This is a genomic window from Streptomyces microflavus (genome assembly GCF_014650075.1).
Classification (GTDB): domain Bacteria; phylum Actinomycetota; class Actinomycetes; order Streptomycetales; family Streptomycetaceae; genus Streptomyces; species Streptomyces microflavus.
In genome coordinates, this window is sequence record NZ_BMUG01000044.1 from 1 (window position 1) to 670 (window position 670).

Here is a 670-nt window from a genome sequence, read left to right on the forward strand (position 1 = left end):
GGAAAAGCTTGCTCTGAGGCTGTTATTGTCTTACCATAGTAGGTGGTTAAACATTGAGAACACCACACCACACACACGAGAATTTACACATGGAGCGTACACAAAGTACACACATACACACCCATCACTCGCTAGCATGCAGTGAGCAGACCGGGATAAGAAAAGAAAGTTACAAGCACTAGTAGACAGTAGTACGAAGCTCAAGACAAACCACATGCAGCCTCGGACGGCAACGTACGCTATGCAGGATTAGATAACCAAAAGAGCAGCAAACATGGCGGCGTCGCAGAAGTTGTTGAGCACCCTCTCTTCTTCTTCGGCCGACGGCTCTTATTTAGCGGTGGTTGCTCCTGGTCCTGGTCTCGTCGCTGTAAAGCCAGTCGTAGACGGTGGGGGAGTTGGGCTGCGGGCGGTCGAAGAGGTTGGCGCCGAGGCTTTTGGTGGCCAGGTTGCTCCCGGGGTGGAAAACGCTCCGCCACACGCTGCCGCCGCGCGGGGGCGTCGACGACGACGGCGTCACCGGCGTGGTCGGGGTCGTCGGCATCGACGGCGACTGCTTAATCGCCTCCCCTGCAGCTGTGTTGATGGCGAGGGGTTGGGTGGCGGCGGCCCGGCGGAGCTTGTCGAGGCCCGTCTCCGGGCGAGGCCCGGCCACCACGTCGTCCCACAG

At 59.0% G+C, this 670-nt stretch carries 1 protein-coding gene; it reads right to left on the reverse strand.

The window, feature by feature from the left end; all coding sequences use genetic code 11:
• Positions 1–334: 334 nt before the first annotated feature.
• The coding region (locus IE264_RS38880) for a hypothetical protein (RefSeq protein WP_229888007.1) at positions 335–670 on the reverse strand (336 nt) is incomplete at its 5' end.